We start from the raw sequence: 24,524 nt of genomic DNA, 5'->3' as shown, positions 1-24,524 counted from the left end.
CCAGTGGCTGCGATCACATCTTCTTCAAGGGTGCCGCGGTGGGCGGCGGCGGCACCGGGCCCGGGTCGTTGAAGCACAGCATGACCTGATCGATGCCGAATTGATCGGCCAGGACCTGGGCAATCACAGCATGCACCAGGTCCAGGTCGACTGCGGGCGCCGCGACAGTGATGGTGGCCGCGATCGCACGGCCATGCTCACCGGCGGGGACCAGACGCAAGTCGTCCACCGCTTTCACCCCGGGGTCGGTAAACATCGCCGCACGGACCTGTTCCAGGTTGATCTCGCTCATGGTGTCGAAGACTCCAAAGCAGTGCTACCGGCGCGGGGCGCTCGGTCGCGATGCAGCCAACGGTAGAGCACCGGCAGCACCAACAAGGTCAATGCGGTGGATGAGACGATACCGCCGATGACGACAGTGGCCAGCGGTCGCTGCACTTCCGAACCAGCACCAACATTCAAGGCCATGGGCAGGAAGCCCAGCGAGGCTACCAAGGCGGTCATCAGCACCGGCCGCAGGCGTCCAAGGGCGCCGTCGCGTACCGCCTGGTCCAGCGGATCACCCTGTTCGCGCAAGCGGCGAATGAACGCGATCATGACCAGGCCGTTGAGTACGGCCACGCCCGACAGTGCGATGAACCCCACGCCGGCCGAGATCGACAGCGGAATCCCGCGCAGAGCCAGTGCCAGCACACCGCCGGTCAGCGCCAGTGGCACACCACTGAACACGATGGTCGCATCCTTGGCCGAACCGAAGGCCATGAACAGCAGTGCGAAGATCAACGCCAACGTCACCGGAACGACAACGCCGAGGCGTTGGGTGGCCGAGATCAGCTGCTCAAAGGTGCCGCCGTAATCGATCCAGTAGCCCTCTGGAAGCGTGACATCCTGGCCGATGCGCGTGCGCAACTCGCCGACGAACCCGCCCAGATCGCGTTCGCGCACGTTGGCAGTGATCACCACCCGCCGCTTGCCGTTCTCGCGATTGATCTGATTGGGCCCGCGCTCCACCTGGATCTTCGCCAGTTCCCGCAGGGGCACCGTACGAGGCCCGCCATTGGCACCGGCGGCCAGACGGCTGGACTCATCGACGCTGGTGCTTGCCGGCAGCGGAATGGGCAGATCTGCCAGCACGGCCGGGTCTTGGCGCTGCGATTCGGGCAGGCGCACGACCAGGTCGAAGCGACGGTCGCCTTCGATCAATTGGCCGGCGACACTGCCCCCAATGGCGGTGGCCACCGTTTCCTGCACATCGCCCGGGTTCAGGCCATACCGTGCCAATGCCGCCGGATCTGGCGTGATGGTCAACAGAGGCAGGCCCGAGACCTGTTCGGCCTTGACGTCTTCGGCGCCGGGCACGCTACGCATGACCCGCTCGACCCGACTGGCCAGGCGCGTCAGCTGGTCCAGATTGTCGCCGTAGACCTTGACCGCCACGTCCGAACGGACGCCGGAGATCAGCTCGTTGGTGCGCATCTGGATGGGCTGGGTGAACTCGTAGTTGCTACCCGGGATTTCCTTGGCCGCCTCCTCCAGCTCTTCCACCAACTCGGCCTTGGGCTTGCGCGGATCGGGCCACTGGTCGCGGGGCTTGAGCATCAGGAAGGTGTCGGCCATCGATGGCGGCATCGGGTCGGTGGCCACCTCTGCGGTGCCGATCTTGGAGAAGATATTGGCCACCTCCGGGAACTGGGCCAAGCGCTTCTCCAGCGTTTCCTGCATGGCCACCGACTGCTCCAGGCTGGTGCCGGGAATACGCATGGGCTGCAAGGTGATGTCGCCCTCATCCAGGCTCGGCACGAACTCCGAGCCCAAGCGGGTGGCCAGTACGCCACAGCCCACCACCAGCACGGCTGCGCCGGCCAGCACCACCACGCGCCGACGCAGGGCCCAATCCAGCAGCGGCGTATAGCGGGCCCGCGACCAGCGCATCAGGCGATTGTCGTGCTCGGCCACGCGGCCGCGCAGGAAGGTGGCGATCGCTGCCGGCACAAAGGTCAGCGACAACACCATGGCACCGGTCAGGGCCAGTACCACCGTGATCGCCATCGGGTGGAACATTTTTCCTTCCACCCCGGACAGCGCGAAGATCGGCAGGTAGACTGCGGCGATGATGCCCAAGCCAAACAGGCTGGGACGGATCACCTCCGCCGTGGCCGAGGCGGTCAGGTCATAGCGCTCTTCATCGTTGAGCTGGCGGCCCAGCGTGTGCTGCGCCTCCCCGAACCGGCGCAGACAGTTCTCGATGATGATCACCGCCCCGTCCACGATCAGGCCGAAGTCCAGCGCGCCCAGGCTCATCAGGTTGCCCGACACGCCGCCACGCACCATGCCTATGATGGTGAACAGCATCGCCAACGGGATCACCGCCGCGGTGATCAACGAGGCGCGCACATTGCCCAGCAGCAGGAACAGCACCACCACCACCAGCAGCGCGCCCTCGATCAGGTTCTTGGACACCGTGCCGATGGTGCGGTCCACCAGCGCGGTGCGGTCATAGACGGCCTTGGCATGCACGCCAGCAGGCAAGCTGGCGTTGGCGGCGTCCAGCTTGGCCGCGGCCGCCTGGGAGACCTCCCGGCTGTTGGCGCCAAACAGCATGAAGGCGGTGCCGACCACGACCTCATGGCCGTTCTGGGTGGCCGCGCCCGTGCGCAGCTCCTTGCCTTCGCCCACGCCGGCGACATCGCGAACGCGGATGGGCACGCCATCGCGGCGGTCCAGCACGATGTTGCCGATCGCCTCCACATTGGCCAGCTGGCCGGGAACGCGCACGAGGAACTGCTGTCCATTGCGCTCGATGTAACCGGCGCCAATGTTCTGGTTGTTGCGCATCACCGCCGCGACCACGTCGTTCAACGTGAAGCCCAGCGCCACCAACTGGGCCGGATCGGGAGTGATGTGGATCTGCCGCTCGAAGCCGCCGATGGTGTTGACCTCGGTAACGCCGGGCGTAGTGCGCAGCTGCGGCCGGATCACCCAGTCCTGCAGGGTGCGCAGGTCAGTGGCCGTGTACGGGGTGCCGTCGGGCTTGCGAGCGTTGGGCTCGGCCTCCACGGTGTACATGAAGATCTCGCCCAGCCCGGTGGAGATGGGTCCCATTTCCGGGTCCAACCCTTCGGGCAGCTGGGAGGCGATCTGCTGCAGGCGCTCGGCCACCTGCTGGCGGGCAAAGTACAGGTCGGTGCCGTCCTTGAAGACGACGGTGACCTGCGAAAGCCCGTAGCGCGACAGCGAGCGGCTGTAGTCCAGTTTGGGCAGGCCGGCCATCGCCGTTTCGATGGCGAAGGTGACCCGTTGCTCGGCCTCCAGCGGCGAGTAGCCAGGGGCCTGGGTGTTGATCTGGACCTGGACATTGGTGATGTCCGGCGTGGCGTCGATGGAGAGGTGACGGTAGCTCCACACGCCCAGCGCAACCAGCGCAGCGGTGAGCACCAGCGTCAACCAGCGGTGGCGGATGGACAGCCCAATGAGGCGTTCGAGCATGGCGGGCCTCATTCCTCTTCCACGGTGGACTTTTCGATGTCGGCCTTGATCAGGAAGCTCTGAGCCACCACCACCTGTTCACCGGCCTTGAGCCCTTCCAGCACTTCGGCGCGTTCGGCGTCGCGGCGCCCCAGCTTCACCGGCCGGGTGTGGTAGGTCTCGCCCTGCTGCACGTAGACCACGTCCTGGTCCTCTGCGGTCTGCAGCGCAGTGATCGGCACCACCAGCGCCGCCGATTGGCGATCCACCGTGACCCGCGCCTTGACCGCCGAACCCGGCCGCCACAGGCCATCGGTGTTGGCCACGGTGGCGCGCGCAATGGTGCTTTGGCTGGCGGTGGCGGTGCCGGGCAGGACGCGCTCCAGCGTGGTTTGCGCCGTGACGTCATCGCTCAAGCGGGTGACCGTCACCGGTACGCCGGCACCGATGTGCTGGGCGTCGGCGCCGAAGATGTGCAGGTCCACCCACAGCGAGGACAGGTCGGCGACCTCGAACAGCGGCGCGCCCTCAGCGGCTGCCATGCCCACAGCGGCCGTACGCGCCATGACCACGCCACTGATCGGCGCGGTGACGGTGTAGGTAGTCAGGCTCAGGTTGCTCTCCACGGTGGCCAGTGCCTGGCCGGCACGCACCTGATCACCCACGCCCGCTCGCACAGAACGGACCGGTCCGGGGAAGCGTGCAGTGACCTGCGCGATGCGCCCATCGATCGGGGTCAGCAGCCCTTGCACCTCATGCTCGTCAGCAATCTCACCTGGACCCGCCGGCGCGACCTGGATACCCGCCGCCTGCGCAGCTTTGGCGGCAATCTTGGTTTCCAGCGGCGCTTCCTCGTGCTCGCCGTGCTCTTCGCCCTCAGCGGCGGCGCCGCCCTCGGAGGCTTCGTTGGGGGTCGACGCGTTGCAGGCGGCCAGCATCAGGGCCATGCCCAGTGCGGTCCAGGAAAAGCGATTCATGGGGTCTCTCCGGTGGAAGCGGCCGCCGGCGGCGTGACAAGCGCCTGGCCGGTCAGTCGTTGAATTTCGATCAGGGCGCGCTGCGCATCGAGCGCCACGTCCAGCTGCTGCTGGGCCATGGCCGTGCGTTCGGACTGCAACTGGGCCCATTCCAGGTAGCTGATCGCGCCGGCTCGATAGGCGCGCTCGGCGGCCTGCTCAGCCCGGGCCAGCTTCGGCAGCACGTCGCCTTGCAGCCGTGCCACTTCGGCCTGCGCCACGGTGTAGCGGCCATGGGCCTCGACCAAGGTGGAATACAGCGACAGGCCCTTGGCCTCGCGCTCGATCGTCAGGACTTCCAGCTCGGCTTCGCCGGCGCGGATTTCCGGCTGCGCGCGGCTACGGCTGCCCAGCGGCATGGACAGGCTGGCCACCAACGCGGTGTCGTCGGACTCCTGCAGGCGGCGCACACCGAGCTGCCAGGACAGGTCCGACGAGGCCGCCGAACGCGCCAGCTGCAGTCGTGCCTGCGCGATCCGACGGGCGTCGGCAAACTGCGCCAGTTCCGGAGTCCGCTCCAGCTCCTCGGCCAACGTCTGCATGGACGCGATCGCCGGCAAGACCCTGGGATCGGCCGCGGCCACCTCGAAGCTGGGAGCACGTTCGCCCCACAGTGCGGCCAGATGCTGACGAGCGGCGATTCGCTGCTGATCGGCCCGATCACGGGTCAGCTCGGCCCGCGCCAGCGCTGCCTGCGCGGTGAGTACCACCGATTCGGGCGAAGCACCGGCCTGCAGGCGCTGCCGGGCGGCCGCCACGGTCCGCTGGCGCTGGCCGACATCCACGTCCGCCAGCCGGCGTTGACGGTCGGCGCCAACGACGGCCAGATAGCGCTGCGCCGTCTCGGCGAGCAGGTCCAGCCGGCCGGTCTCCCGGTGCACGGCCAGCGCATCAATCCGGCTTTGGGCCAGGGTTCGGCGCGCATCGAGCTTGCCGCCGCGCTCCAGGACCGAGCTCAGGCTCAAGGTCAGCTCGGCGCTGTCCAGACCACGGGCCACGCCCGTGCCCAATGCATTTTCGACCTCGGCACCGACCGTCCACGGTGGGCGCTGCATGGCCTGATCGCGCTCGGCAGCGAGCACGGTGGCCCGCGCATCGACCAGGCGCAGCTCGGGGTGGGTTTGGGCCACACGCGCGAACGCGTCGTCCAAAGTCATCAATTCGGCCGCCGCCGCCGGCGTCGTCACCGCGCCGCCCAACAGCAGCCATGCGGCTATAGCCGCCAATCGCACATGCATGGAAGTACTCCGAAGGTTCTCGATATCGACAGGGCGCCGGCGCATGCCAGCCGACCTCACCCTGCGATCGGCGGTCGGAACGGCGCGATCAGGTGCGCGGGCGGATACCGGGGCGTATCGGCGTCCAGCGCGTGCAAATACCGGCCGATGTCCGCCACGGCCAGCAGGATCTCAGGGGCCGGCGCGGCTTGGCTGCAACACAGCACCAGCTGCTGAAGCCGATGCAGGGCGACGTCTACGCCACGCTCGGCAGCTGGTGGCGCCACTGCCGGGCCACGGTCGGCAGCGGCCAGATGGGTCTGGGCATGCAGCTCGCCGACCAGTGCCAGCACCGGCTGCGCCACCAGGCCCACGGCCAAGTGCGCCAGCAGGAGCCAGCGCAGGCCAGAACCCAGCCGGCCAAGCCTGGTCATGCAGCCGTCTTGCGCGCGTCGGCACGTGCCCGGCGGGCATCACCCAAGATCTCGAAGGCTTCCTTGATCACATACAGGCCGATCAGGGCGCCGATCACGAAATCTGGGTACGGGCTGGCCAGCCACCACACCAGGAGGCCCGCCAGGATTACGCCAACATTGGCGACCACATCAGCCCGGGTGAACAGCCAGGTCGCCCGCAGATGCACCTCGCCGGACTTCAGCGGCGCCAGCATGCGCAGTACCGTCACGTTTACCACCAGCGACAGCAGGGCGGTGCCAATCATCCAGCCGCTGACCGGCTCGGCACCGAACATTACGCGGCGGCCGACCTCGACCAACACGCCCACACCCAGCACAAGCAGCACGCTGCCGCTGACCCACGCGGCATTGGCCTTGAAGCGCGCCGTGCGCCCGATAGCGACCAAGCCAATGGCATAGGCGGTGGCATCGGACAGCATGTCCAGAGCGTCGGCCAGTAGGCCAGTGGAATGAGCAACCCAGCCGGCGATGCCGCCGATCACGGCCATCGCCGCGTTCAACGCCAGGGCGATCCAGAGGACGCGCCGCTCCTGCGCGTTCTTAGCCTCGTGGTGGCAGCCGCAATCACTCATCGGAACATCTCCATTCGCAGGGAAGCCGGGCCCGGGCGGGCCGCTGGCATGACACAGCCGGTGAGGGTAAAGTCCGTAGCTACTACGGAGTCAAGCGTACTACGAATGAAAATCAGTGAGGCTGCCGACGCCAGCGGGTGCCATCTGGAGACCATCCGCTATTACGAGCGGATCGGCCTATTGCCGCGCCCTGGGCGCTCAGGCAATGGGTACCGGGTCTATGGCCCGGCCGACATCGAGCGGCTGCGCTTCATTGCGCGTGGCCGGGATCTGGGTTTCAGTCTGGAAGAGGTCCGCAGCCTGCTGCAGCTGGCCGGCGATGAGGAGCTTTCGTGCGGGGACGTGGATCGGCTGGCCCGCAGCCATCTGACCGACGTGCGGGCGCGCATGGCTGACCTTCAGCGCATGGCCAGCGAGCTGGAACGGGTGATTGCCAGTTGCCACGGCGGTCAGCGGGCAGAATGCACCATCCTGTCAACGCTGCGACAGCCGGCCTCGGTGGAGGCCACGCGCCAGTGACCGAACTGGACCGCTACCTCGATGCGGCCACGCGCCAGAACACGGTGCGCAGCTATGCGTCGGCGCTGCGGCACTTTGAGGTTGAGTGGCAAGGCCACCTCCCAGCCACACCTGACAGCGTGGCGCGGTACCTGGCCGCCTATGCGCAGACCTTGGCCACCAGCACCCTTCGCCACCGGCTGGCCGCCATTGCCTCCTGGCACCGCGACCACGGCTTTGTCGACCCGACCCGGTCGCCGCTGGTGCGCAAGGTGCTCAAAGGCATCAAAACCCTGCACCCGGGCCAGGTCAAGCAAGCCGCGCCGCTCCAGATTCGGCGGCTGGTCGAACTCGATGACTGGTTGGCTGCAGCGATCGCTGCGGCACAGGCGCGGGGCGACGGAGCGGCGGCGCTGCGCCACCAACGGGACCGAGCGTTGGTGCTGCTCGGATTCTGGCGTGGCTTCCGCGGCGATGAACTGCTGCGTCTGGACGTGGCCCATCTCACGCTGGTGCCGGGACAGGGGATGACCTGCTTCCTTCCGCGCAGCAAGGGCGATCGGCAGGCGGCCGGCGTCACCTACAAGGTGCCGGCGTTGTCGCGATTGTGTCCGGTGGAGGCGACCCAGGTGTGGCTGCAGGCGGCCGGCCTGCAAGAAGGGCCGGTATTTCGGGCGGTCAGCCAATGGGGCCAGGTGAGCGCCGAAGGCCTGCATCCCAACAGCTTGGTGCGCCTGCTGCGTGAGTTGCTGGCCAGTGCTGGTTTTGCCGATGCTGGGCTCCACAGCAGCCATTCGCTGCGCCGCGGCTTTGCCAGCTGGGCCAACGACCAAGGCTGGGACATGAAGGCGCTGATGGAGTACGTGGGCTGGCGCGATGTGCAGTCGGCCATGCGTTATCTGGACGGGCGTGACCCGTTCGCCCGGGATCGCATTGAAGCGAGCCTGCCCAGCCCAACCTCGCCAGCTCCGACGATGGCGCTGCCGGCGCCCGAGGGAAAATCTGCCCTGCAGCTGCGCCTGCGCATGGTGCTGACCCCGTTTGCCCGCGCCGGCCGCGGCGCGGCCAAGGCCCGGGGGCGAATCGAAGAGATCTGCTTGGCCCCGTTCCAGGCTGTGCGGCTGAACACCGCCAGCAGCGAGTACCGGTTGACAGCTCCCACCGATCCCGACCGGGATCTGGATGAAATCCTGGCCACGTTGCTCGATGACATGCACCGCATGGCCGATACGCACCAGTGTTTCCTGGAAGCGTCTCTCAATACAGACGATGGCCGGCACTGGGATTGATCCCCTCATAACCTTCGGATCCAATGGCTACCCTTCACGAGACCGCCTACCCGCGACTGAAGCCTGATCCCACCGCCAAGGAACTGGAGGAGATCTACACTCCGACCGCCGCTGAGATTGCATTCGCCAAGCAGCTGACCACCCAGCCGGGACCGCAGCTGGCGGTACTGATTCATCTCAAGCTCTTCCAGCGCCTGGGTTACTTCACGGTGTTGGCCGAAGTGCCCGAGCGGATCCGGAAGCACATCGCCAAGGCCGCCCGACTCGGGCGCGTATTGGACACCGACCAGCTCGAACGCTACGACGCCTCCGGCAGCCAGCGCCGGCATATGCCGCAGCTTCGGAAGTTCATTGGGGTACGTCCCTTGGACAAATCAGGCTTGGCCTGGCTGGACACGGTGGCCACCGGAGCAGCCCAGACCAAGCACACCATCCCGGACATCGTGAACGTCCTGCTCGAAGAGCTGGTGCACCACCGCTACGAACTGCCAGGCTTCCGCACCCTGGAGCTGGCCGCCATTGGCGCGCGTGAGAGGGTCAATCTGGGGTACTACCGCAGCATCAGTCACGCGCTGACGCCCGCAACGCGCACGCTCATTGACGAATTGCTGCGCGCACCGGAAGGCTCCAGATTTACTGGCTGGCACTCACTCAAGCGCGAGCCTGGCCGGCCGACCAACAAGGAAGTTCGTTTTTATCTGCAGCACATCCGCATGCTGCAGCAGCTGGCCGACCAGCTGCCTCCCATCGATGTGCCGGTGCCCAAGCTCAAGCAATTCCGTGCAATGGCTCGGGCCTATGACGCCAGCGAGCTGGCCGAATTGGCTCCGGACAAGCGCTATGCGCTGGCCACCATCTTCATTCGCGCCCAGCATGCCAAGACGCTGGATGATGCAGCCGAGTTGTTCATCAAGCAGGTGCGCGGGCTGGAGAACACGGCCCAGCAGAAGCTGCTGGCCTACCAGCTCGAACATGCCAAGCGGGCCGACTTCCTCATCGGCCAGCTCAAGGAAATCCTGCAGGCCTATCAGCTCGACGGCAGCGATAGTCAGCGCGTGGATGCCATCGACAACAGCCTGGAAGCGGAAGTATCGACCTTGCTGGCCGAATGCGAAGAACATATGGCCTATGCAGGGAAAAACTACCTGCCTTTCATGCTGCAGCCCTACGGCGCGGTCAGGCCGCTGCTGTTCAATGGGCTGGAGCTGATGAATCTACGGGCAACCAGCCACGACGCCGGCATGGAGCCGTTGATCGCGGCCGTGCTGTCACTGCGCAACCAACGGCGTGAGTTGATCGAGGTTGCTTCCCTCGGCCTGGACCCGGAGAAGGATTTTGACTGGATGTCCAAGCTCTGGCGTCAGCACGTGTTTGGCAAGCGGGCCAGCGCGGCAGGCGCCGGCTGGATGCACCGTAAGTACTTCGAGCTGGCCGTGCTGGTGCAGGTCAAAGACGAGCTGAAGTCCGGAGATCTCTTCATTCCCAGCAGCGAACGGTTTGATGACTACCGCGAGCAGCTGGTCGATGAAGCCACCTTGGCCCAGGAGCTGGAAGCCTATGGTCAGGTGTCAGGCCTGCCCACCGACGCCGAGTCGTTCGTGGCAGGGTTACGCGCACAATTGACCTCCCTGGCCGACGAGGTCGACGCGCGTTTCCCGGAGAACGTGCATGCGGACATCCTGGAGGGGCGCCTGGTGCTGCGGAAGGGGCAACGCGCCGAAGTCTCCAGCGCGATTACCACCGTGGATCGCCTCATCGCCGAACGGCTCCCGGAATCCAGCATCGTCGATGTCCTGATCGACGCCAGCCGATGGCTGGATCTGCACCGATTCTTCCGTCCGATCGCCGGCACCGAGAGCCAGGTTGAAGATCTCCCTCGACGGGTGATCACCACGCTGTTTTGCTATGGCTGCAACCTGGGGCCGACGCAGACGGCGCGGTCGATCAAGGGCTTCAGCCGGCGCCAGGTTGCTTGGCTGAACCTGAAATACGTGACCGAGGATGTGCTTGAGAAGGCCATCGTGGAGGTCATCAATACCTACAACAAATTCGACCTGCCGGGCTATTGGGGCAGCGGGAAGAGCGCCTCCGCAGATGGCACCAAATGGAGCGTCTACGAGGACAACCTGTTGTCGGAGTACCACATCCGCTACGGCGGCTACGGCGGCATTGGCTACTACCACGTGTCCGACAAATACGTGGCACTGTTCAGCCACTTCATTCCCTGTGGCGTGCACGAGGGCATCTACATCCTCGACGGCCTGCTGGCCAACACTTCCGACATCCAGCCTGAGATCGTCCATGGCGACACGCAGGCCCAAAGCTACCCGGTCTTCGGTTTGGCCCACATGCTGGGCATCCAGCTGATGCCCAGGATACGAAACATCAAGGATCTGACATTCTTCCGGCCCGAACCTGGCAGAACCTATAAGAACATCCAGGCATTGTTCGGAGACAGCATCGACTGGCAACTGATCGCGACCCATCTCCACGACATGCTGCGGGTCGTGATCTCAATCCGTTTGGGGAAGATCACCGCGTCCTCGATCCTGCGCCGGCTGGGCACCTACAGCCGGAAGAACAAGCTGTACTTCGCCTTCCGGGAACTTGGCAAGGCCGTCCGAACGCTGTTCTTGCTGCGCTACATCGATGACAACGAGATTCGGAAAACGATCCATGCTGCGACCAACAAGAGCGAGGAGTACAACGGCTTCGTAAAATGGGTGTTCTTTGGCAGCCAGGGGATCATTGCTGAGAACGTCCAACACGAGCAGCGCAAGATCATCAAGTACAGCCAGCTGGTCGCCAACATGATCATCCTCCACAACGTAGAAGGCATGAGCCGGACCTTGGCTGAGATGCGGAAGGAGGGGATTGAACTGACGCCCGAGATCCTGGCCGGCCTGTCGCCTTATCGGACCAGCCACATCAATCGCTTCGGCGATTACCACTTGGATCTTGAAAGGGAAGTAGCGCCGCTGAGCTATACCGCCAAAGTCCTTGAGCACGCCCCATAGATGGGGAGATCCGCTACCGGGACAAGGTGATTATCATTGCGTTTCAATCGCTTAGGTGGCTTTTGGCCCTGTACGTAACGATTCCCTGCCGACCCTCTGCTTCAGCGCCAACTCCCACCATTGCCCGGCGAGTTCTACCAACATCGCTGGCGCATCTTCCAGATCCGGACGCGCTGGCTGCAGGCGCGTGCCAAGTCGATTCCACCATGTTTCCAGCCAGCGGGTCACCGTGTTCGGCGAGCCTGTCCCCAAGTGAGCCCGGATCCGCTCTACGGTTGGGCGTTCGCCCTTGGCGACCAACTCGTCAGCGGCGGTATGGACGTCAGTTTCGGTGATGCCGCGGGCCATGCGAAGTCTCCTGTACTGGCACCCTACTCTGCTGATAACGTACTCGCGATAAGTGATGATTATCGCGGGTATCTGCTCCGATTCGTAGTATACATTACATAGTATGAAAGATAATTCTACTATTCCTGTGCTCGCGGCGACTGCCACCAGCTTGGTGCTGCCCGAACAACTGGCCCAGCAGGCTGCCGATGCGGTCCGCGAGTTGCTGGCCGAAGCCGCGGCCGAGAACACTACCCGCAGCTACAGCAGCGCTCTGCGCTACTGGGCCGGCTGGCATGCGGCGCGCTACGGCATCGAGTTGGCCTTGCCGGTACCCGAAGCCACCGTGCTGCAGTTCGTGGTCGACCACGTACAGCGCCGGTCGGCTGACGGCGAATTGGCCTGGGAACTGCCTCCGGCCGTCGATCAGGCCTTGGTGGCGGCCGGCCTGAAAGCCAAACTTGGGCCTTGGACGCTGGCTACCGTGCGGCATCGCGTTGCTGTGCTATCCACCGCACACCGGCTCAAGCAAGCCACCAATCCCTGCGAGCAGCCGGCGATCCGCACCGTGCTCAGTCGCGCCGCGCGGGCCGCGGTCAAGCGCGGCGAGCGCCCACGCAAAAAGACTGCGATTACCCTGGCCGAGCTGGAGGCCATGTTGGCCACCTGCGACAACAGCCTGGACGGAATTCGGGATCGCGCCTTACTCTGCTTCGGGTTCGCTAGTGGCGGCCGCCGGCGCAGCGAGATCGCCGCGGCCGACCTTCGCGACCTGCGCCGGATTGGCGAGGCGGGCTATATCTACCGGCTGGAGCACAGCAAGACCCAGCAGGCTGGGGTTACGGCCACCTCGACCCCGGATAAGCCGGTGCTCGATAGGGCCGCCCTCGCCCTCCAGGACTGGTTGGAGGTCTCAGGCGTCACCGAGGGGGCCATCTTCAGGCGGCTGTGGAAGCAGCGCGTCGGCCCTGCCCTGTCCCCTGCTGCGGTGGGTGAGATCGTGCAGCGGCGGGCGCGCCTGGCTGGTCTGGAGGGGGAGTTTGGCGGGCATAGCCTCAGGTCCGGGTTCGTGACCGAAGCCAGCCGCCAGGGCGTGGCGCTGCCCGCGATCATGCAGCTGACCGAGCACCGATCGATATCGAGTGTTGTCGGATACTTCCAGGCTGGCGGCGCGGCAACAAATCCCGCTGCACGTCTATTGGAAGATGACTAGTGAGGGTGGAGGGGGTGTCTGAGTTTAGAGCTATCCCCAGCTTCCGTACGCCTTCATAAAGCTAGCCTCAACTCTACAATAGCGTGGCGGAAGACCCCAGCAAAGGCACCTTATGAGCATTGAGCAGAGCAAAGCGAGTGGATCGCGGCAATCTTCGGCGGAATGGATGGCCGCTCGTTTTGCGTCGTTAGCCGGGGGTCTTGCTGTCATATATGCCTACTCCTATCTACTGGGATACGCATATCTGACATTTTACTTTACCGATCTCCGCGCGGTGTGGGCGGTGGATCTATTCGATATAACGACCATTGCCCAGACTCCGGCAGTCGTGGCCGCATTGCTTGCCACAACTCTTGCCAGCCTAGTGCTCCACGGAGACCCCTTGCCGGTTCCACCCATAAGGGTGGCGGGAGCACTGGCGCTATTAGCCATAGCAACGTATGCAATCCACCTGGCGGTCAGCAAGTGGATGAATGAATATACCTCTTACTGGAGCTTCTGCGCCTTTGTTCTGGCCTTGATATCCGCGCTAATGGGAGGACTCATATATCTCAGAAAGCTGAGGGATTCGCTCGGTCGCAAGTTAGGCGCATGGACGTTTGTACTCTCCATGGGCGCACTCGCGCTAGTTGCTACACCCGCCGCAGCAAATATTAGAACTCGAGCCATCATAGATTCGCGAGCCCAGTCCCTCGCCATCGTCCATTTTGAGAACTCGCAAGATCAGACCTGGCGGCTACTGAGAGCAATTAGCGGGTCTCATTTGCTGCTTATTCGTGCTGCCAATGGTGATAATTTTGACTTCCGAATTGTAGAGTCGGTACAAGTAACTTCCATTGGCCGTGGGCAGCCCAAAGGGAAGAGCGCTAGCAAAAGTCATCCACATAAACAATGAGTCGATCACTTGCTCACCCCTACCCTCGTGGTCTCGATGTCCTTCACCGGCTTGGCTTGCGACAGTCGCTCCGCAATAGCTTCGCAATCCCTGAAGAGAGCCTGCCGACCCAAAGCCACATGACCGGTGCCTCCGCAGTACTCCATTTGTCCGCGGATTACACGCCATCATGCTCCGTCCACCTTTCGATTGAATCCAGAAATCGTCCAATCCCATCATTGCTCTTCGAGAAGCAGGCGGCGACCGGCATCTCAACCCCCGATTGAGCAATACGTCGACGCAGCGCGTCGACGCGCCGCTGCCATGCCTTGTCAAGCAAAACCAAGTCGCAGTGGTCCACGGCATCCACGGCGTGCATCAGGTCCAGCGCATCGTTGTTGGAGATGGATGCGTTGGTGTCTAGCACCAACTCCCGCAGTAGATCGCCCATAATGACCTGCCGGCGGGTTCGTCCATCGTTTGGCCGCGACGCTTTAGCTTTGCGTCGGTAGGCTTCTACCCGCCGGTGATGGAACAGCGACGCCACTAGCTGAGAGGCAATGCCGTCCAACGTAGCCGTCATCTCCTCCCGACGCTCTTGGACCAGCTGGAACATTCCCTGAAACGTTTCTGCGAAGGCCTGCTCTCTAGCCCAGCGGCGCGAAAAGTAGTCCATGTGACGCTCGTCGGCGCGGGGCAGTGAGCGCCTGGCCAAATCCGTCTCGCCCGGCATTCCCATCCTCACGCTTGGCTCGGATATGAAGAGCTGTATATGGGGAACCACTTGGGCGAGTAACCTCTCGGCGCACTGTACGTGGCGGGGGTCCTTGAAACGGGCGAACTCTCCCATGGAGAGAGAGGCCAAGAGCCAAGTGCCACCGCTTGACTTCAACGCCTGGGCGAAGCGCGCCGACAGCTTGTCGCTGTCCGCGATCTCGCGAATGGCGAAGGTGTCCAAGTAGACGGCTGGTCGTTCAAGCCGTTGGGTCCACACCACGTCATCGCCGTCGAAGTAGAACGAAATGGCCACAGCCTATTCTCTCATTGTTTACATGATGGCTTTCTTCGTCGCCCTGCTGGCTGTTCGGTTGTTAGGGAGAATCTGCGACTCGTTCCGCCTGCTCTATGACTGCCAAAAGATAGTCAATCCAACCAAGTATCTGCAGTGTACGCTCGGCAGGAAGGCTGCCCAAGAGTTTGTGCTGAACCTGGTTCCGGATGAAGCCAAAGGTGCCCATAAAGAGAAGTTGCGCGGCCTCTTGCTCCGACGGCACGGAGCTAACCCGCAACTTAGCCTTCTGAGCATTAAATGCAAGAGTGACCAGTTGCTTGCCAGTGCTCCCATCGGTACATCCCGTCACTGCTCGAAGGCGGCTTTCCAGAATGCGTGATGCTTCTGAGACGACTGTATCATTGCGCTCGGATTGGCCCGCTTCCTGGAACTGGTTGAACAGGTCCAAGCACCGCCTCCTCAGCTCATGATCCAGAATTTCGATGGAGCCGACGAGCACCGGGCGTGGCCTCGACGCGGTAAGGAGGGCGATTTCTTCATTAGGCTGCGGCGGGGTCACCGCTTCCTCGGCTCCGGGTGCTTCGCCGTACTCCGCAAGTAGTTGAACAGGAGACGCGTTCTTAAACACACCAGAGGAAGAGAAGAGCTCTTCTTTCCTGGATATTTCACGGTCCAATGCCGAAAGAGTCGAAGTCGTTACATTGGGCCGACTGGCCAGCCTGTTTCTTTTCGTCTTTAGCTTTGCAAGGTAAAGAAGGCTGACCGCCTTGATGAAGCGGACAGTACCATGGCTCATGGAGATGTCTACATGGTAGGAATCGCCGCTCTCTTCCGATTTGCTCTTGATCCATTGCCTAAGACGGTTTGCTCGCTCCTTATCACGCCCAAGACCAAGTTCTCTGCGCGTATCGTCTGTGATCAAGCTCGCGAGATCCGGGTCCTCCGCAAGCTCGCGCGACTCATCGCCAAGTAGTGATACATAGAAGTCAATAGCGCGCAGCACAAATTCGATTGTTTCACGCTCAAACATGATCCAGTTGTAAACATGTCCGTCGTGGTTCTCGGCAATTACCATATGTCACCGCCGCCTGAGTTAAGCCGTGCCGAGAATGGGATTCGGCTTGAAGAATAGTCAGCTAGAAATTGCTTCAGCACCTGAGATCCTTTGGTACGCTGCACCCTTGATGCGGTTCAATTTTATGGAGGGGCGGGCTCGACTAGCAAGCTGACGTTTGCTGGGATGACTTGACCGGTGCTCGCAGTATCAGCTGTCTGCTCTGGGCCGAAAACGGGCATACCCTACCCTCGATAAATCTTCCTAATCCTAGAACTGAACTGCAGCATCCCAGTCCCATTCGCTTGGCAATGAACCCTGTCGGCGAGAAGCAGATGTTCGGTTGCGCTGCCGAATCGGTCCTGACCGCCTAGCGGCGCTACTATCACGCTATCGCCTAGCCCGCTATGTCGGCCAACAGCACCACCACGATCGGCGGTGAGCGCGCGACGACCAGTAGCCCAAATGCAAGCAGCGCGATCGCGACATCCCATCGGCATTGATCGCACTCGTCCACATCAGCTCGTACAACGTCGCCAGCAGGATGCCGACCACTCCGGCATTGACGCCTGCAACGAAGCTTGGAGATCCTTGTGGTGGCGCAGGGACTCCCAGAACGGCAGCCCGCACCCCACCCCGCGAGCGCAAGAAGGGTTGGTAGGAAAGTGGCCAGCAACAGCATAAAGCCGCCTGTCCAGCCACGTAGCGGCCCTCGGCGACAGCCTCAGGAAAGCCGCAAAGGAGAAGAGACGGCCCGGCACCGCCTGCGCCGCACCGTACCCGGCGAGCAGACCCGCGGTGCTCACCATGCCGCTTTGGACAACCGCAGTCTGCAGCAACGGCAGCACGACATGGCCGCCACCGAAGACCTGGGCGCCAGCGTGGTACACACCCTCCAGCAGCACGGCCAAGGAAGGTGCCGCTAGCCACCGCCGACAAGGGCAGCAGAACGAGCGGCAGCGCCAGTAGCACCAGTGCCACCATGCCGGTTCTTCGCGAGACGGGATAGCCGCCGGCTGTTTGGCCGGACGCGGGCACGATCTTCAGCATCCAGCGACCGAGCAGTCCGCCGACGATGATCGCCACGATCTGGCCGCTGACCGATGGCATGGACAAGGTCAACACAGCTGCAGAAAAGCCATCCCAGCCCGGTGAGGGTCCGGGCAGAGGGATCGGGCCATTCTCCACACTGCTTGGGCCACCACGGCAACTGCCACGATCTTCAGGCCCTGCAGCCAGCCGGATTCAACGATGTCCTGGCATTTGGCAACGCCCAAAGCGAACAGGATCATCAGCACGGCCGACGGCAGCGTAAAGCCAGCCCAAGCGGCCAACAGGCGAGGCCAGCCAATGGCGGCGTACGACGAACTCGAGGCGGAAGTAGCTCAGGTGGGCGATCGGGCCGCCAACGACGCCGGCCCCAGTCGCAGGAATACAAGGAAGACGCGCCACGCGCTGTCGCTTGTTGTCGGATCGAGCGTCGACATGGGGCATGACCTCCTGTGGTTCTCAACGGCGGCGAGCCCAGCCCGGCAACAGGATCACGGCGTCGAGCTTTCGGCGCGCGCGATCACCAACTCTCCATCTTCCTTTCGGAACGGTCTGGGCAGCGGCGGCAGGATCTCTAGCACCACTTCAGAAGGCCGGCACAGACGAGTGCCCCTATCGGTTTGTACGAGAGGACGATTGATGAGTATCGGGTGCGCCAGCATCGCATCTAGCAGCGCTTCGTCGCTCAGTGCTGCGTCGCCTAGCCCGAGCTCGTCATACGGCGTTCCCTTCTGCCGGATGACATCGCGCACGGTCAGCCCCGCCGTCGTAATGAGCTCGACTAGGCGCGCACGGCTGGGCGGGTGGCTCAGGTAGTCGATCACTTCAGGCTCGATACCGGCGAAGCGGATCAGCGCCAAAGTGTTGCGCGAGGTGCCGCACTTGGGGTTGTGATAGATGACGGCGTTCACGCACTTTCCTTTTGGTTCGAAACGGTCTCCACCACGCCTGCGGCAGCGGCCAGCGCCGCCGCATCTACGGCGCCCTTGCGCTCGCTGTAGCGGTCCACCAAGTAGTCACTACGCCCGCGCACCAGAAGGGTGAACTTGATCAGTTCCTCCATCACGTCCACCACGCGATCGTAGTACGCCGAAGGCTTCATTCGACCGTCGTCATCGAACTCCTGCCAGGCCTTGGCCACCGAGGATTGGTTCGGAATCGTGACCATGCGCATCCAACGGCCGAGTACGCGCAGCGCGTTGACAACGTTGAATGACTGCGAGCCGCCGCAGACCTGCATCACTGCCAGCGTGCGACCCTGCGTAGGGCGAACGCTGCCCTCTTCGAGCGGCAGCCAGTCGATCTGGTTCTTGAATACCGCAGTCAGGGTGCCGTGGCGTTCCGGGCTGATCCACACGTGGCCTTCCGACCACAGCGAAGCCTGGCGCAACTCCTGCACCTTGGGGTGAGTGGCCGGCGCCGAGTCAAGCATCGGTAGCTCATGTGGATCAAAGAGGCGGGTTTCCGCCCCCAGCCGCTCCAACAGCCGCTGCGCCTCAAGCGCTAGCTTGCGGCTGAACGACTGCGGCCGCAGCGATCCGTACAGGATCAGGATGCGTGGCCGGTGTGGCTGGGCGGCCGGATCGTTGAGCTTGGCGGCCGAGGGGATGTCCAAGGCACCCGGGACCACGTTGGGGATCTGCTGCACGGAGGGTTGTCCCGTCATTTTTATTCGATTATTCTAGAATCATGGAACATAAGAGCGCAACCCACGCCTTGGCAGCTTTGGGTCATGCCACCCGCCTGTCGATCTTCCGCCTTCTGGTTCAGGCTGGCAGCGCCGGCAAGCTGGCCGGCGACATTGCCCAAGCCCTCTCTTTGCCTGGCGCCACGCTCTCCTTCCACCTGAAGGAACTGCTGGCTGCGGGACTGATCAGCGCCGAGCAGCGTGGTCGGACCATCTGCTACCGGGCCGAGTTCGTGGCGATGAACGAGCTCGTGGCCTACCTCACTGAAAACTGCTGTGCCGACGAACAGGCCTGTGAACGCCCCGCAGGCTGCTGACCCCATATCCCAGAGATCGCCAAAATGACCAGTCGTGTTCTGTTTCTTTGTACCGGGAATTCCGCGCGCAGCGTGTTGGCCGAATCGACCCTGAAAAAGTGGAGCGAAGGCCGCTATCAGTCCTTCAGTGCAGGCAGCCGGCCGGTCGGGTCAGTCCGTTCGCCATTGCTCAGTTGCAGCGCGAGGGCTTCCCGGTGGAGGGCCTGCGCAGCAAGTCCTGGGATGAATTTGCCGAAGCGAGTGCTGCTGCCATGGATCTGATTGTCACCGTGTGCGACAGCGCGGCCGCCGAAGCGTGCCCGGTTGTGTCTGGCGATTTCGTGCGCGTGCACTGGGGCTTCTTCGACTCGGCCGGAGTGGAAGACTCGAATTCACAGAAGGCTGAAGCATTCGATCGAGCGCATCAGATCATCAAGGCCCGCCTGAAAGCTTTCCTGGAGATTCCTGACGGGGCATGGGATGACCGTGAAGCCCTCAAGGCCCAGCTTGATCCGATTGCGCAGATCAACTGACCGTCCTCCCGGAAACCCCCATGACTACTGATACCTCCCGCCTGTCCTTCCTGGACCGGTATCTCACGCTCTGGATCTTCGCCGCTATGGCGCTCGGCGTCGGCCTGGGCGCGTTGTTCGAGGGCGTGCCCAGCGCGTTGAACAGTCTTTCCGTAGGGTCGACCAACATTCCGATCGCGATCGGCTTAATTCTGATGATGTATCCGCCGCTGGCCAAGGTGAAGTACGAGGAACTGCCCACGGTTTTTGCCGACAAGCGCGTGCTGATGCTCTCGCTGCTACAGAACTGGATCGTGGGCCCGTTCCTGATGTTCGGCCTGGCGGTGCTGTTCCTGCGCGACTACCCAGAGTACATGACCGGCCTGATCCTGATCGGCTTGGCGCGCTGCATCGCCATGGTGCTGGTGTGGAACCAGCTCGCCCGCGGTGACGGCCAATACGTGGCCGGCTTGGTAGCATTCAACTCGATCTTCCAGATCGCGCTGTTCAGCGTCTACGCGTGGTTCTTCCTTTCTTGGTTGCCGCCGCTGTTCGGCCTGCAGGGCAGCGTCATCGATGTCAGTGTCTGGACCATCGCAGAAGCGGTTTTGATCTACCTCGGCATCCCGTTCTTGTCCGGCTTCCTCACCAGTCGATGGCTGAAGGCGCGCAAGGGTGTGCAGTGGTATGAAGAGAAGTTCCTGCCTACCATCAGCCCGATAACGCTCGCCGCACTGCTGTTCACCATCGTGGCGATGTTCAGTCTCAAAGGCGGTGACGTGCTGCGGATTCCCATGGATGCGGTGCGCATCGCGATCCCGCTGACGCTGTACTTCATCATCCAGTTCGTCATCAGCTTCTTCATGGGCAAGCTGATCGCCAAAGATTATCCGCGCACCACTGCGATCGCGTTCACCGCGGCAGGCAACAACTTCGAACTGGCCATCGCGGTAGCTATCGCGGCTTTCGGCCTGGCCTCGCCGGTCGCCTTCGCCGCCATCATCGGCCCGCTGGTGGAAGTGCCGGTACTGATCCTGCTGGTGCATGTGGCCTTGGGGCTGGGCAAGCGCTACTTTCCTGCTGGTGCAGGGAGCCGCTGAGCGATGAGCACCACCCGACACATTCCATTGCTGATCCTAGGCTCCGGCCCGGCCGGCTGGGCCGCAGTCACCTACGCCGCCTGGGTGTGGCGGCGCGAGAGAGCGTAGATGGACTGCGTCGACATGGCGGGGAACAGATGTGGTCAGTCGGGTCTTTCGGCTGGCTACTTCCTGCGTCAGCACCACAGGTACGTTTGAAGGACGTCCGCCCTACCCTTGATAAACAACCCTAATCCACGGCTGACCTTGAGCCTGCAGCGGCCCATGACTTAGAGACAGACTACGCCAATGGTCTAAGTGCCCAGGGTCAGCGAAGCTAGCCTGCCCTCATTTCGGATGCCTTAGGTCACTTTAAGTCGATGCATCGTCCGCGCAGAAGATCCGATGCATCGCACCCAGCAAAGCTGCAACGCGTGGGTCTGCCATGCGGTAGATGATCGACCGCGATTCCCGTCGGGTCGCAACCAGCTTTCGTTGACGGAGTTCGGCCAGCTGCTGTGAGAGTGCCGGCTGCCGAATGCCGGTCGCTTCCTCGAGTCCGCCCACCGTCATTTCACCTTGTGCGAGCTGGCATAGCAGCAATAGGCGCGAAGGTGTGGCCATGAAGCGCAGCAGCTCGGCTACTTCAGGCACGCGCTCCTTCATCGTGGCTAGATCTGACGGGCTGAACGGAGGGCTGGTCACGTGCGCTGGCAACTTGCGAGTCGTAATTGTGGTGGGAAGGCACCATGGGCCTTGACTCAATCTACCATGGACTCCATAGTTACATATATTACGAAACTATGTATACGTTAAATCAGCCAATTTATCGGGAGCCAGCCTTGAACTCATCCTCAGTCGTAGACTCCCCCTTGGAGCAGGCTGTCCGCCTCGTCAACGATGCGCGTGCCGGCCTGCTCCCCTCGCCTCATGTAAAGACCTTCTTCGATCCTGCCACTTTCACTGCCAGTCACGTTGTACGCGATCCATCTTCGTCAGCGTGCGCCATCGTCGACAGCGTCCTTGACTTCGACATGGCCGCAGGCCGCACCTCCACCGCCTCCGCGGCGGCGGTGGTGGACTACGTGCGGGCCGAGCGCCTGCAGGTGCAATGGCTGCTGGAAACCCATGCGCATGCCGACCACCTCTCCGCGGCGCCATGGCTGCAGGGCCAGTTGGGAGGTACGCTGGCCATCGGCGAGCGAATCACCACCGTCCAGGAAACCTTCGGCAAGGTCTTCAATGCCGGTACTGCATTCAAGCGGGATGGCAGCCAGTTCGGTCGCCTGTTCGCCGATGGTGCCTCCTTCCGTATCGGCAACCTCCAGGCGATGTCGCTGCACGTGCCGGGCCACACCCCTGCATGTCTGGCGTACGTGATCGGCGACGCCGTGTTTCCTGGAGACACGCTGTTCATGCCGGACTACGGTACCGCCCGCTGCGATTTTCCAGGCGGCTCGGCCCGCCAGTTGTATCGCTCGATCCAGCGCCTGCTGTCCCTGCCCGACGCTGCCCGCGTATTCCTGTGCCACGACTACAAAGCCACCGGCCGAGACTATTTCGCATGGGAAACAACCATCGGTGCTGAGAAGACAACCAACCTTCATGTGCACGAGGGTGTGACCGAAGCCATGTTCGTGGAAATGCGGGAAGCGCGTGATGTCACGCTCCCGATGCCGCGACTGATCCTGCCTTCCGTGCAGGTCAACATGTGCGCAGGCCATCTGCCCGAACCCGAGGAGAACGGCGTGCGCTACCTCAAGCTGCCGATGGACCTGCTATGACGCTCTCTCATTTGGCTTGGTATTGGCCGCTCATTGGTGGCGCCCTGATCGGTACAGCAGCCGGCGCCTATCTGGTCCTCCTCGGCCGGGTTGCCGGCGTCTCGGGCCTGCTTGCCAAGACACTGGGCATGCCGGGTGACGGCGGACGCGGGACTGCCGCCCTGTTCCTGGCAGGACTTGCCCTGGCGTCGGGCTTCGCCTTGGCGGTCAGGCCCATACCACTGCCGGTGCTCTCCGCAAATGGAACAGTGGTGCTGGTGGTCGCTGGACTGCTGGTGGGTTACGGAACGCGCCTTGGCGCCGGGTGTACCAGCGGGCACGGTGTCTGCGGCTTGGGCCGGGCATCGCCCCGGTCGGTGGTGGCTACCTGCGTGTTCATGCTCATGGGCATAGCCACGGCAACACTGGTGCGGATTGCGACCGGGGGCACGGCATGATTCGCCTGGCCGCGTTCCCATGCGGCGCACTGTTTGGGCTCGGGCTGATCGTTTCGGATATGGCCAACCCAGCTCGCGTGCTTGCTTTCCTCAATGTGAGCGGCGCTTGGGATCCTTCTCTGGCACTGGTCATGGTGGGTGCACTGATCCCTTCCGCCGCAGCTTACCTATGGATGCGCGCCCGCAGAACGCCGCTGCTTGCCGCATCGCTGCACATTCCCACCCATCGGATCATTGATCGGCGTCTGGTCATCGGTGCGGCGATATTCGGCCTGGGTTGGGGACTGGCCGGAGTGTGTCCCGGCCCAGCGATCGCTTTGCTGGGAACCGGCCAGCCCTTCGCGATCATCTTCGCCACGGCAATGATCGCTGGCGTACTCCTGCATGGCCTCATTCACCGCCCTGCTGCAACTACGGGAAAACCATGAATCTCAAGCCACTCTCCGCCAGCCTCAAGGTGTCCGGACAGCTCCTGCCAAAGGACATTGAAAGCCTGAAGGAGCAGGGTGTTGCGAGTGTAATCTGCAACCGCCCCGACAATGAACAGCCGGAGCAGCCCAGTCACCACGCGCTGCACGATGCCTGCCACCAGGCGGGCATGCAGTTTGCCTATCTACCTGTGGTGTCTGGGGTCATCTCCGATGATCAGGTGCACACCTTTGCAAAGTTGATGGAAGCGCTGCCACGCCCTGTTGCCGCGTACTGCAGAACCGGCACCCGTGTTGCGATGCTTTGGGCGCTGTCGGAAGTCGTTCACAATGGCGCGGCGTTTGCCCACGTCCTGTCTGTTGCTTCGGATGCAGGCTATGACCTTTCTTCCATCGCAACACGGCTGCAGCAAGGTCCGGCATCCAGCGACTGATATATGGAAGCGCTGTCTCCGCTGCAGTTGGTGCTGGGCGGCTTGTCTGGCGTCCTGGTCGGCTTCGTCCTGGGGGTGGTCGGTGCAGGCGGATCCATCTTGGCGGTACCACTGATGCTTTACGTGGTCGGAGTGGAAGATCCGCATGTGGCTATCGGCACCAGCGCCCTAGCAGTGGCGGTCAATGCGGTGTCGAATCTGGTGATGCATGCCCGTAGAGGTAACGTTCGCTGGCCTTGTGCCTTGGTCTTCGCCCTGGCGGGGGGCGCGGGCGCATACCTGGGTTCCAGCTTGGGCAAGGCGTTCGACGGCAGGAGGCTATTGGCGCTGTTTGCTGTGGTCATGGTCGTTGTCGGCGTCGCCATGCTTCGCAGGCGCAACACGCTTGGCTTCGCGGACGCTCGGCTTGGTAGACGCAACGCGCCCGCACTGATTGGGCTGGGCGCCACCGCCGGCGGGCTTTCCGGCTTTTTTGGTATTGGCGGAGGGTTCCTCATCGTGCCCGCACTGGTGGCCGCGACGGGGATGCCGATGATCGCCGCAGTCGGAAGCTCGCTCGTCGCCGTTGCCGCATTCGGCATGACCACCGCACTGAACTACGCGCAAGCAGGTCTGGTCAACTGGACGCTCGCGGCAGTGTTCGTCGTTGCCGGCATGGCTGGCGGTACTGCAGGAGCAGCAACTTCGACGAAGCTGGCCAGCTATCGTGGAGCTCTGAACACGGTATTTGCAGTACTGATCTTCATTACTGCCGCATACATGCTGTGGAAGGTGAGCTGACCGGATG

General features: G+C 63.1%; 26 protein-coding genes and 1 pseudogene. 13 read left to right on the top strand and 14 right to left on the bottom strand.

What is annotated here, in order from left to right; all coding sequences use genetic code 11:
• Positions 1–13: 13 nt before the first annotated feature.
• The 6 genes from EKL94_RS06420 to EKL94_RS06395 are packed head-to-tail and all read right to left on the bottom strand — an operon-like array spanning position 14 to position 6,746.
• Positions 14–292: a hypothetical protein gene (locus EKL94_RS06420; RefSeq protein ID WP_126928443.1), complete on the bottom strand. Its 279-nt coding sequence runs from the start codon at positions 290–292 to the stop codon at positions 14–16.
• Positions 289–3,486, bottom strand: coding sequence for an efflux RND transporter permease subunit (locus tag EKL94_RS06415; protein WP_126928442.1), 3,198 nt, complete (start codon positions 3,484–3,486; stop codon positions 289–291). The genes EKL94_RS06420 and EKL94_RS06415 overlap by 4 nt, the downstream gene beginning before the upstream one ends.
• Before the next feature lie 8 nt (positions 3,487–3,494).
• Positions 3,495–4,442, bottom strand: coding sequence for an efflux RND transporter periplasmic adaptor subunit (locus EKL94_RS06410; RefSeq protein WP_081029748.1), 948 nt, complete (start codon positions 4,440–4,442; stop codon positions 3,495–3,497).
• Positions 4,439–5,719: a TolC family protein gene (locus EKL94_RS06405; RefSeq protein ID WP_101364858.1), complete on the bottom strand. Its 1,281-nt coding sequence runs from the start codon at positions 5,717–5,719 to the stop codon at positions 4,439–4,441. Before EKL94_RS06405 ends, EKL94_RS06410 begins: the two co-directional genes overlap by 4 nt.
• A 56-nt stretch (positions 5,720–5,775) precedes the next feature.
• Positions 5,776–6,132: a hypothetical protein gene (locus tag EKL94_RS06400; RefSeq protein WP_057681760.1), complete on the bottom strand. Its 357-nt coding sequence runs from the start codon at positions 6,130–6,132 to the stop codon at positions 5,776–5,778.
• A complete protein-coding gene (locus tag EKL94_RS06395; RefSeq protein WP_057681761.1) occupies positions 6,129–6,746 on the bottom strand; it encodes a cation efflux transmembrane domain-containing protein in 618 nt (205 codons plus the stop codon). Before EKL94_RS06395 ends, EKL94_RS06400 begins: the two co-directional genes overlap by 4 nt.
• 105 nt (positions 6,747–6,851) lie before the next feature.
• Between EKL94_RS06395 and EKL94_RS06390 the strand changes: the two genes are divergently transcribed.
• From EKL94_RS06390 to EKL94_RS06380, 3 genes are read left to right on the top strand one after another with little or no spacing between them, the layout of a single operon-like run.
• Positions 6,852–7,265, top strand: coding sequence for a MerR family transcriptional regulator (locus EKL94_RS06390; RefSeq protein ID WP_014159616.1), 414 nt, complete (start codon positions 6,852–6,854; stop codon positions 7,263–7,265).
• Entirely contained in the window at positions 7,262–8,533 is a 1,272-nt protein-coding gene (locus EKL94_RS06385; RefSeq protein WP_081029750.1) for a site-specific integrase, read from the top strand. Before EKL94_RS06390 ends, EKL94_RS06385 begins: the two co-directional genes overlap by 4 nt.
• Positions 8,534–8,556: 23 nt before the next feature.
• Entirely contained in the window at positions 8,557–11,550 is a 2,994-nt protein-coding gene (locus EKL94_RS06380) for a Tn3 family transposase (RefSeq protein ID WP_057681762.1), read from the top strand.
• A 51-nt stretch (positions 11,551–11,601) separates the two neighbouring features.
• On the opposite strand, the gene EKL94_RS06375 is transcribed toward EKL94_RS06380, so the two are convergent.
• Positions 11,602–11,898 (bottom strand): DNA-binding protein, encoded by a 297-nt coding sequence (locus EKL94_RS06375; RefSeq protein ID WP_440086012.1) that lies wholly within the window; start codon positions 11,896–11,898, stop codon positions 11,602–11,604.
• A gap of 103 nt (positions 11,899–12,001) precedes the next feature.
• Here EKL94_RS06375 and EKL94_RS06370 point away from each other — a divergent pair, with 103 nt between their 5' ends.
• Both EKL94_RS06370 and EKL94_RS06365 read left to right on the top strand, forming a co-directional pair.
• On the top strand, positions 12,002–13,090 hold the full coding sequence (locus EKL94_RS06370; RefSeq protein WP_126928441.1) for a site-specific integrase: 1,089 nt from the start codon (positions 12,002–12,004) through the stop codon (positions 13,088–13,090).
• 112 nt (positions 13,091–13,202) lie between these two features.
• Positions 13,203–13,985 (top strand): hypothetical protein, encoded by a 783-nt coding sequence (locus EKL94_RS06365; RefSeq protein ID WP_126928440.1) that lies wholly within the window; start codon positions 13,203–13,205, stop codon positions 13,983–13,985.
• 157 nt (positions 13,986–14,142) lie between these two features.
• On the opposite strand, the gene EKL94_RS06360 is transcribed toward EKL94_RS06365, so the two are convergent.
• The 6 genes from EKL94_RS06360 to arsH form a co-directional block, all read right to left on the bottom strand.
• Complete coding sequence (locus tag EKL94_RS06360; RefSeq protein WP_126928439.1) at positions 14,143–14,994, bottom strand: hypothetical protein; 852 nt, start codon at positions 14,992–14,994, stop codon at positions 14,143–14,145.
• 61 nt (positions 14,995–15,055) lie between these two features.
• Positions 15,056–16,051, bottom strand: a complete 996-nt coding sequence (locus EKL94_RS06355) for a TIGR02391 family protein (RefSeq protein WP_126928438.1) — start codon at positions 16,049–16,051, stop codon at positions 15,056–15,058.
• Positions 16,052–16,548: 497 nt separating this feature from the next.
• A complete protein-coding gene (locus EKL94_RS22835; RefSeq protein WP_369333399.1) occupies positions 16,549–16,878 on the bottom strand; it encodes a hypothetical protein in 330 nt (109 codons plus the stop codon).
• 270 nt (positions 16,879–17,148) lie between these two features.
• Positions 17,149–17,364, bottom strand: a complete 216-nt coding sequence (locus EKL94_RS22830; protein ID WP_369333398.1) for a chromate transporter — start codon at positions 17,362–17,364, stop codon at positions 17,149–17,151.
• Positions 17,365–17,571: 207 nt separating this feature from the next.
• Entirely contained in the window at positions 17,572–17,991 is a 420-nt protein-coding gene (arsC, locus tag EKL94_RS06345) for an arsenate reductase (glutaredoxin) (protein WP_126928437.1), read from the bottom strand.
• Entirely contained in the window at positions 17,988–18,728 is a 741-nt protein-coding gene (gene arsH, locus EKL94_RS06340) for an arsenical resistance protein ArsH (protein WP_126928436.1), read from the bottom strand. Before arsH ends, arsC begins: the two co-directional genes overlap by 4 nt.
• Positions 18,729–18,769: 41 nt before the next feature.
• On the opposite strand from arsH, the gene EKL94_RS06335 reads away from it, so the two are divergent.
• The 3 genes and pseudogenes from EKL94_RS06335 (at position 18,770) to arsB (ending at position 20,675) form a co-directional block, all read left to right on the top strand.
• Positions 18,770–19,084 (top strand): ArsR/SmtB family transcription factor, encoded by a 315-nt coding sequence (locus tag EKL94_RS06335; RefSeq protein ID WP_111150507.1) that lies wholly within the window; start codon positions 18,770–18,772, stop codon positions 19,082–19,084.
• Positions 19,085–19,108: 24 nt separating this feature from the next.
• Positions 19,109–19,596 (top strand): annotated as a pseudogene (locus EKL94_RS06330) (arsenate reductase ArsC).
• 20 nt (positions 19,597–19,616) lie between these two features.
• A complete protein-coding gene (gene arsB / locus EKL94_RS06325) occupies positions 19,617–20,675 on the top strand; it encodes an ACR3 family arsenite efflux transporter (protein WP_126928435.1) in 1,059 nt (352 codons plus the stop codon).
• Positions 20,676–21,026: 351 nt separating this feature from the next.
• Here arsB and EKL94_RS06320 read toward each other — a convergent pair whose 3' ends face one another.
• Positions 21,027–21,320: an ArsR/SmtB family transcription factor gene (locus tag EKL94_RS06320; protein ID WP_126928434.1), complete on the bottom strand. Its 294-nt coding sequence runs from the start codon at positions 21,318–21,320 to the stop codon at positions 21,027–21,029.
• 137 nt (positions 21,321–21,457) lie between these two features.
• Here EKL94_RS06320 and EKL94_RS06315 point away from each other — a divergent pair, with 137 nt between their 5' ends.
• From EKL94_RS06315 to EKL94_RS06295, 5 genes are read left to right on the top strand one after another with little or no spacing between them, the layout of a single operon-like run.
• A complete protein-coding gene (locus tag EKL94_RS06315; RefSeq protein WP_260473393.1) occupies positions 21,458–22,438 on the top strand; it encodes an MBL fold metallo-hydrolase in 981 nt (326 codons plus the stop codon).
• Entirely contained in the window at positions 22,435–22,875 is a 441-nt protein-coding gene (locus EKL94_RS06310) for a YeeE/YedE family protein (protein WP_126928433.1), read from the top strand. The genes EKL94_RS06315 and EKL94_RS06310 overlap by 4 nt, the downstream gene beginning before the upstream one ends.
• Complete coding sequence (locus EKL94_RS06305) at positions 22,872–23,303, top strand: DUF6691 family protein (protein ID WP_126928432.1); 432 nt, start codon at positions 22,872–22,874, stop codon at positions 23,301–23,303. The genes EKL94_RS06310 and EKL94_RS06305 overlap by 4 nt, the downstream gene beginning before the upstream one ends.
• A complete protein-coding gene (locus EKL94_RS06300) occupies positions 23,300–23,737 on the top strand; it encodes a protein tyrosine phosphatase family protein (protein WP_126928431.1) in 438 nt (145 codons plus the stop codon). The genes EKL94_RS06305 and EKL94_RS06300 overlap by 4 nt, the downstream gene beginning before the upstream one ends.
• A 3-nt stretch (positions 23,738–23,740) precedes the next feature.
• Positions 23,741–24,517 (top strand): sulfite exporter TauE/SafE family protein, encoded by a 777-nt coding sequence (locus EKL94_RS06295; RefSeq protein ID WP_126928430.1) that lies wholly within the window; start codon positions 23,741–23,743, stop codon positions 24,515–24,517.
• The last annotated feature ends 7 nt before the right edge of the window (positions 24,518–24,524 follow it).

The organism is Stenotrophomonas maltophilia (assembly GCF_003970865.1).
Taxonomy (GTDB): Bacteria; Pseudomonadota; Gammaproteobacteria; order Xanthomonadales; family Xanthomonadaceae; genus Stenotrophomonas; species Stenotrophomonas maltophilia_AR.
Note: the sequence above shows the minus strand (reverse complement) of the source record. Positions and strands in the feature narration are given on the sequence as shown.

What these genes read in the sequence shown, in the direction of transcription:
- EKL94_RS06420 (WP_126928443.1), bottom strand. Translation starts at nt 292, where the DNA reads ATGAGCGAGATCAACCTGGAACAGGTCCGTGCGGCGATGTTTACCGAC.
- EKL94_RS06415 (WP_126928442.1), bottom strand. Translation starts at nt 3,486, where the DNA reads ATGCTCGAACGCCTCATTGGGCTGTCCATCCGCCACCGCTGGTTGACG.
- EKL94_RS06410 (WP_081029748.1), bottom strand. Translation starts at nt 4,442, where the DNA reads ATGAATCGCTTTTCCTGGACCGCACTGGGCATGGCCCTGATGCTGGCC.
- EKL94_RS06405 (WP_101364858.1), bottom strand. Translation starts at nt 5,719, where the DNA reads ATGCATGTGCGATTGGCGGCTATAGCCGCATGGCTGCTGTTGGGCGGC.
- EKL94_RS06400 (WP_057681760.1), bottom strand. Translation starts at nt 6,132, where the DNA reads ATGACCAGGCTTGGCCGGCTGGGTTCTGGCCTGCGCTGGCTCCTGCTG.
- EKL94_RS06395 (WP_057681761.1), bottom strand. Translation starts at nt 6,746, where the DNA reads ATGAGTGATTGCGGCTGCCACCACGAGGCTAAGAACGCGCAGGAGCGG.
- EKL94_RS06390 (WP_014159616.1), top strand. Translation starts at nt 6,852, where the DNA reads ATGAAAATCAGTGAGGCTGCCGACGCCAGCGGGTGCCATCTGGAGACC.
- EKL94_RS06380 (WP_057681762.1), top strand. Translation starts at nt 8,557, where the DNA reads ATGGCTACCCTTCACGAGACCGCCTACCCGCGACTGAAGCCTGATCCC.
- EKL94_RS06375 (WP_440086012.1), bottom strand. Translation starts at nt 11,898, where the DNA reads ATGGCCCGCGGCATCACCGAAACTGACGTCCATACCGCCGCTGACGAG.
- EKL94_RS06370 (WP_126928441.1), top strand. Translation starts at nt 12,002, where the DNA reads ATGAAAGATAATTCTACTATTCCTGTGCTCGCGGCGACTGCCACCAGC.
- EKL94_RS06365 (WP_126928440.1), top strand. Translation starts at nt 13,203, where the DNA reads ATGAGCATTGAGCAGAGCAAAGCGAGTGGATCGCGGCAATCTTCGGCG.
- EKL94_RS06355 (WP_126928438.1), bottom strand. Translation starts at nt 16,051, where the DNA reads ATGGTAATTGCCGAGAACCACGACGGACATGTTTACAACTGGATCATG.
- EKL94_RS06335 (WP_111150507.1), top strand. Translation starts at nt 18,770, where the DNA reads ATGGAACATAAGAGCGCAACCCACGCCTTGGCAGCTTTGGGTCATGCC.
- arsB (WP_126928435.1), top strand. Translation starts at nt 19,617, where the DNA reads ATGACTACTGATACCTCCCGCCTGTCCTTCCTGGACCGGTATCTCACG.
- EKL94_RS06320 (WP_126928434.1), bottom strand. Translation starts at nt 21,320, where the DNA reads ATGAAGGAGCGCGTGCCTGAAGTAGCCGAGCTGCTGCGCTTCATGGCC.
- EKL94_RS06315 (WP_260473393.1), top strand. Translation starts at nt 21,458, where the DNA reads ATGTATACGTTAAATCAGCCAATTTATCGGGAGCCAGCCTTGAACTCA.
- EKL94_RS06310 (WP_126928433.1), top strand. Translation starts at nt 22,435, where the DNA reads ATGACGCTCTCTCATTTGGCTTGGTATTGGCCGCTCATTGGTGGCGCC.
- EKL94_RS06305 (WP_126928432.1), top strand. Translation starts at nt 22,872, where the DNA reads ATGATTCGCCTGGCCGCGTTCCCATGCGGCGCACTGTTTGGGCTCGGG.
- EKL94_RS06300 (WP_126928431.1), top strand. Translation starts at nt 23,300, where the DNA reads ATGAATCTCAAGCCACTCTCCGCCAGCCTCAAGGTGTCCGGACAGCTC.
- EKL94_RS06295 (WP_126928430.1), top strand. Translation starts at nt 23,741, where the DNA reads ATGGAAGCGCTGTCTCCGCTGCAGTTGGTGCTGGGCGGCTTGTCTGGC.